The following is a 6,279-nucleotide window of genomic DNA, read 5'->3' on the forward strand; positions in this document are numbered from 1 at the left end:
CCCCCATTTTTCAACCCACCAAATACTTATATAAATACTTACACAAATATTTATACTATTTAATCCTTTATTTAATCCCCTTTTAAGTTTAATTGGTTATACTTTCATTTCCTTTTTTGAAAAAAAGGACTTAAAATCTTTTAAATTATAAAGTTTCACTAGCTTAGTAGATTTTATAAATTAACTCTTTTGGTTTTTATCTTATAAACTAAAAGCTTTTTTATAAATCTTGTTTTTTAATTTAAAAACTTTTCTTTTAAAAATGATTTTTTGTTTTGTTCTTTTAATTTAGTATTGTTATTCAAATCTTATTAGTCAATCTTTGAAATCTAAATAAGTGATCGATTGAGCCAGATAAAGATTTAGGCATAAGCAATTATGTAAAATCTATTCAATCTAATAATGAAAAAGATTAAAAACTTTTCTTTTAATCTTTCATAACTTTTTCTTTGAAGAAAAAGATTAAACTATCTATAATTTTTTATGGAGAGTTTGATCCTGGCTCAGAGTGAACGCTGGCGGCGTGCCTAATACATGCAAGTCGAACGATGAAGCTTCTAGCTTGCTAGAAGTGGATTAGTGGCGCACGGGTGAGTAAGGTATAGTTAATCTGCCCTACACAAGAGGACAACAGTTGGAAACGACTGCTAATACTCTATACTCCTGCTTAACACAAGTTGAGTAGGGAAAGTTTTTCGGTGTAGGATGAGACTATATAGTATCAGCTAGTTGGTAAGGTAATGGCTTACCAAGGCTATGACGCTTAACTGGTCTGAGAGGATGATCAGTCACACTGGAACTGAGACACGGTCCAGACTCCTACGGGAGGCAGCAGTAGGGAATATTGCGCAATGGGGGAAACCCTGACGCAGCAACGCCGCGTGGAGGATGACACTTTTCGGAGCGTAAACTCCTTTTCTTAGGGAAGAATTCTGACGGTACCTAAGGAATAAGCACCGGCTAACTCCGTGCCAGCAGCCGCGGTAATACGGAGGGTGCAAGCGTTACTCGGAATCACTGGGCGTAAAGGGCGCGTAGGCGGATTATCAAGTCTCTTGTGAAATCTAATGGCTTAACCATTAAACTGCTTGGGAAACTGATAGTCTAGAGTGAGGGAGAGGCAGATGGAATTGGTGGTGTAGGGGTAAAATCCGTAGATATCACCAAGAATACCCATTGCGAAGGCGATCTGCTGGAACTCAACTGACGCTAAGGCGCGAAAGCGTGGGGAGCAAACAGGATTAGATACCCTGGTAGTCCACGCCCTAAACGATGTACACTAGTTGTTGGGATGCTAGTCATCTCAGTAATGCAGCTAACGCATTAAGTGTACCGCCTGGGGAGTACGGTCGCAAGATTAAAACTCAAAGGAATAGACGGGGACCCGCACAAGCGGTGGAGCATGTGGTTTAATTCGAAGATACGCGAAGAACCTTACCTGGGCTTGATATCCTAAGAACCTTATAGAGATATGAGGGTGCTAGCTTGCTAGAACTTAGAGACAGGTGCTGCACGGCTGTCGTCAGCTCGTGTCGTGAGATGTTGGGTTAAGTCCCGCAACGAGCGCAACCCACGTATTTAGTTGCTAACGGTTCGGCCGAGCACTCTAAATAGACTGCCTTCGTAAGGAGGAGGAAGGTGTGGACGACGTCAAGTCATCATGGCCCTTATGCCCAGGGCGACACACGTGCTACAATGGCATATACAATGAGACGCAATACCGCGAGGTGGAGCAAATCTATAAAATATGTCCCAGTTCGGATTGTTCTCTGCAACTCGAGAGCATGAAGCCGGAATCGCTAGTAATCGTAGATCAGCCATGCTACGGTGAATACGTTCCCGGGTCTTGTACTCACCGCCCGTCACACCATGGGAGTTGATTTCACTCGAAGCCGGAATACTAAACTAGTTACCGTCCACAGTGGAATCAGCGACTGGGGTGAAGTCGTAACAAGGTAACCGTAGGAGAACCTGCGGTTGGATCACCTCCTTTCTAGAGTACAAAGTAATAAGTCTCACAACTATTACTTCAATATATAAACTCAATTGATTCTTGTTTAGATTTCAAAGATTGATGATAAAGCTAATTGTTTATGGGGAATTAGCTCAGCTGGGAGAGCGCCTGCTTTGCACGCAGGAGGTCAGCGGTTCGATCCCGCTATTCTCCACCATTTATTAAGGGCCTATAGCTCAGCTGGTTAGAGTGCACCCCTGATAAGGGTGAGGTCACAAGTTCAAGTCTTGTTAGGCCCACCATAAAAAAGATTTGAATAAAAAAGCTTTAAAATCTAAAGCAAGTATATAAAGTAGATTAAATATAAAATATAAACTCTATACTTAGATTTATTTTTATCTTTAGCTATAAAAGAATATACTTTAATAGATATAAATAGCATATACATTATGTATTTATATTTATAATGAGATTATATTAATATATATACTTCCTTTAGGTTTTAAACCTAATGTTCTTTTTAATTATCATTGTTAAGAGTCACAAGCAAGTTTTAATAAAAACAATTTTACAGGACTTGTTAAAGGATAAAACCTATTTATCTTTTCTTTAGTTTAACTTATATCTTTTAATTATCTTTATTTCTATAATAAAGAGAATATTAGATTTAAGATTTATAAATTAAAGACAAGTTTCAAACTCACAGCTTAGTTGAGACTAAATCATTTAGTTTTATATTAAGTGTTTGAATGCTTTCCGTCTTAAGATAAAGAAGTCTTATCATAAAAACTTTAACAAGGAAGTGATGCGTTTTAGAATCAATAAAAAAGGTAAAAAAGGTAAGCTACTAAGAGCGAATGGTGGATGCCTTGACTGGTAAAGGCGATGAAGGACGTACTAGACTGCGATAAGCTACGGGGAGCTGTCAAGAAGCTTTGATCCGTAGATTTCCGAATGGGGCAACCCAATGTATAGAGATATACATTACCTATATAGGAGCGAACGAGGGGAATTGAAACATCTTAGTACCCTCAGGAAAAGAAATCAATAGAGATTGCGTCAGTAGCGGCGAGCGAAAGCGCAAGAGGGCAAACCCAGTGCTTGCACTGGGGGTTGTAGGACTGCAATGTGCAAGAGCTGAGTTTAGCAGAACATTCTGGAAAGTATAGCCATAGAGGGTGATAGTCCCGTATGCGAAAAACAAAGCTTAGCTAGCAGTATCCTGAGTAGGGCGGGACACGAGGAATCCTGTCTGAATCCGGGTCGACCACGATCCAACCCTAAATACTAATACCAGATCGATAGTGCACAAGTACCGTGAGGGAAAGGTGAAAAGAACTGAGGTGATCAGAGTGAAATAGAACCTGAAACCATTTGCTTACAATCATTCAGAGCACTATGTAGCAATACAGTGTGATGGACTGCCTTTTGCATAATGAGCCTGCGAGTTGTGGTGTCTGGCAAGGTTAAGCAAACGCGAAGCCGTAGCGAAAGCGAGTCTGAATAGGGCGCTTAGTCAGATGCTGCAGACCCGAAACGAAGTGATCTATCCATGAGCAAGTTGAAGCTAGTGTAAGAACTAGTGGAGGACTGAACCCATAGGCGTTGAAAAGCCCCGGGATGACTTGTGGATAGGGGTGAAAGGCCAATCAAACTTCGTGATAGCTGGTTCTCTCCGAAATATATTTAGGTATAGCGTTGTGTCGTAATATAAGGGGGTAGAGCACTGAATGGGCTAGGGCATACACCAATGTACCAAACCCTATCAAACTCCGAATACCTTATATGTAATCACAGCAGTCAGGCGGCGAGTGATAAAATCCGTCGTCAAGAGGGAAACAACCCAGACTACCAGCTAAGGTCCCTAAATCTTACTTAAGTGGAAAACGATGTGAAGTTACTTAAACAACCAGGAGGTTGGCTTAGAAGCAGCCATCCTTTAAAGAAAGCGTAATAGCTCACTGGTCTAGTGATTTTGCGCGGAAAATATAACGGGGCTAAAGTAAGTACCGAAGCTGTAGACTTGCACACAACTTAGATTATTTAAGTTTAGAATAAGTAGTTTAAGTTGTGTGCAAGTGGTAGGAGAGCGTTCTATTTGCGTCGAAGGTATACCGGTAAGGAGTGCTGGAGCGAATAGAAGTGAGCATGCAGGCATGAGTAGCGATAATTAATGTGAGAATCATTAACGCCGTAAACCCAAGGTTTCCTACGCGATGCTCGTCATCGTAGGGTTAGTCGGGTCCTAAGTCGAGTCCGAAAGGGGTAGACGATGGCAAATTGGTTAATATTCCAATACCAACATTAGTGTGCGATGGAAGGACGCTTAGGGCTAAGGGGGCTAGCGGATGGAAGTGCTAGTCTAAGGTCGTAGGAGGTTATACAGGCAAATCCGTATAACAATACTCCGAGAACTGAAAGGCTTTTTGAAGTCTTCGGATGGATAGAAGAACCCCTGATGCCGTCGAGCCAAGAAAAGTTTCTAAGTTTAGCTAATGTTGCCCGTACCGTAAACCGACACAGGTGGGTGGGATGAGTATTCTAAGGCGCGTGGAAGAACTCTCTTTAAGGAACTCTGCAAAATAGCACCGTATCTTCGGTATAAGGTGTGGTTAGCTTCGTACTAGGATTTACTCCGAAAGCGAAGAAACTTACAACAAAGAGTCCCTCCCGACTGTTTACCAAAAACACAGCACTCTGCTAACTCGTAAGAGGATGTATAGGGTGTGACGCCTGCCCGGTGCTCGAAGGTTAATTGATGGGGTTAGCATTAGCGAAGCTCTTGATCGAAGCCCGAGTAAACGGCGGCCGTAACTATAACGGTCCTAAGGTAGCGAAATTCCTTGTCGGTTAAATACCGACCTGCATGAATGGCGTAACGAGATGGGAGCTGTCTCAAAGAGGGATCCAGTGAAATTGTAGTGGAGGTGAAAATTCCTCCTACCCGCGGCAAGACGGAAAGACCCCGTGGACCTTTACTACAGCTTGACACTGCTACTTGGATAAGAATGTGCAGGATAGGTGGGAGGCTTTGAGTATATGACGCCAGTTGTATATGAGCCATTGTTGAGATACCACTCTTTCTTATTTGGGTAGCTAACCAGCTTGAGTTATCCTCAAGTGGGACAATGTCTGGTGGGTAGTTTGACTGGGGCGGTCGCCTCCCAAATAATAACGGAGGCTTACAAAGGTTGGCTCAGAACGGTTGGAAATCGTTCGTAGAGTATAAAGGTATAAGCCAGCTTAACTGCAAGACATACAAGTCAAGCAGAGACGAAAGTCGGTCTTAGTGATCCGGTGGTTCTGTGTGGAAGGGCCATCGCTCAAAGGATAAAAGGTACCCCGGGGATAACAGGCTGATCTCCCCCAAGAGCTCACATCGACGGGGAGGTTTGGCACCTCGATGTCGGCTCATCGCATCCTGGGGCTGGAGCAGGTCCCAAGGGTATGGCTGTTCGCCATTTAAAGCGGTACGCGAGCTGGGTTCAGAACGTCGTGAGACAGTTCGGTCCCTATCTGCCGTGGGCGTAAGAAGATTGAAGAGATTTGACCCTAGTACGAGAGGACCGGGTTGAACAAACCACTGGTGTAGCTGTTGTTCTGCCAAGAGCATCGCAGCGTAGCTAAGTTTGGAAAGGATAAACGCTGAAAGCATCTAAGCGTGAAGCCAACTCTAAGATGAATCTTCTCTAAGCTCTCTAGAAGACTACTAGTTTGATAGGCTGGGTGTGTAATGGATGAAAGTCCTTTAGCTGACCAGTACTAATAGAGCGTTTGGCTTATCTTTAATAAAGCATCACTTCCTTGTTAAGGTTTTTAAGAAGACTTTGAATATAAATAATATTTAGAGTTTAGTAGAAATCTTTCAAGTAGAGTTTGTATTAGAACTTGCTCTTAACATTGTTTTTTAAGTATTCTATATAAAAACTTATCAAAGATAAAAGATAAGAAAAAAATAAATAAAAACAAAAGAAGAAAGAGAATAAAGAAAAAAGTAAAGAAATAAAAGATTAAGCTTTATTTTTTAAATTCAATCTTTCAAAGAATATTTAAATAACAATGTCCGTGATTATACAGATGTGGAAACGCCTTGCTCCATCCCGAACCAAGAAGCTAAGCACATCGTGGGTGATGATACTACGCCTTACTGGCAGGGGGAAAGTAGCTCATTGCGGACTTGTTAAATGTCTTCATTACTTACTTTATATATAAATCCTATGTTTATTTTTATTGTTGTTTTAGATGGTGTTTGAAATAGTGTTTAAAAAAGAGTTTGCTGCTGGTTAGGGTTTTTAGAGAGAATAGGGTGTTTTTAGGGTTTGGAA

The 6,279-nt window shown here is 41.6% G+C and carries 2 tRNA genes and 3 rRNA genes; all 5 read left to right on the plus strand.

Annotated features, from left to right (window positions below):
• Positions 1-480 precede the first annotated feature (480 nt).
• Positions 481-1,993: ribosomal RNA gene (locus SR63_RS08510) — 16S ribosomal RNA — on the plus strand.
• Between the two features lie 102 nt (positions 1,994-2,095).
• A tRNA-Ala gene (locus SR63_RS08515) sits at positions 2,096-2,171 on the plus strand.
• An 8-nt stretch (positions 2,172-2,179) separates the two neighbouring features.
• Positions 2,180-2,256, plus strand: a tRNA-Ile gene (locus tag SR63_RS08520).
• A gap of 535 nt (positions 2,257-2,791) precedes the next feature.
• Positions 2,792-5,741, plus strand: a 23S ribosomal RNA gene (locus SR63_RS08525).
• Between the two features lie 274 nt (positions 5,742-6,015).
• Positions 6,016-6,132, plus strand: a 5S ribosomal RNA gene (gene rrf, locus SR63_RS08530).
• The 16S, 23S and 5S rRNA genes sit together here with 2 tRNA genes alongside, the layout of an rRNA operon.
• Positions 6,133-6,279: the final 147 nt, after the last annotated feature.

The organism is Campylobacter sp. 2014D-0259 (genome assembly GCF_008000505.1).
GTDB classification, from domain to species: domain Bacteria; phylum Campylobacterota; class Campylobacteria; order Campylobacterales; family Campylobacteraceae; genus Campylobacter_D; species Campylobacter_D jejuni.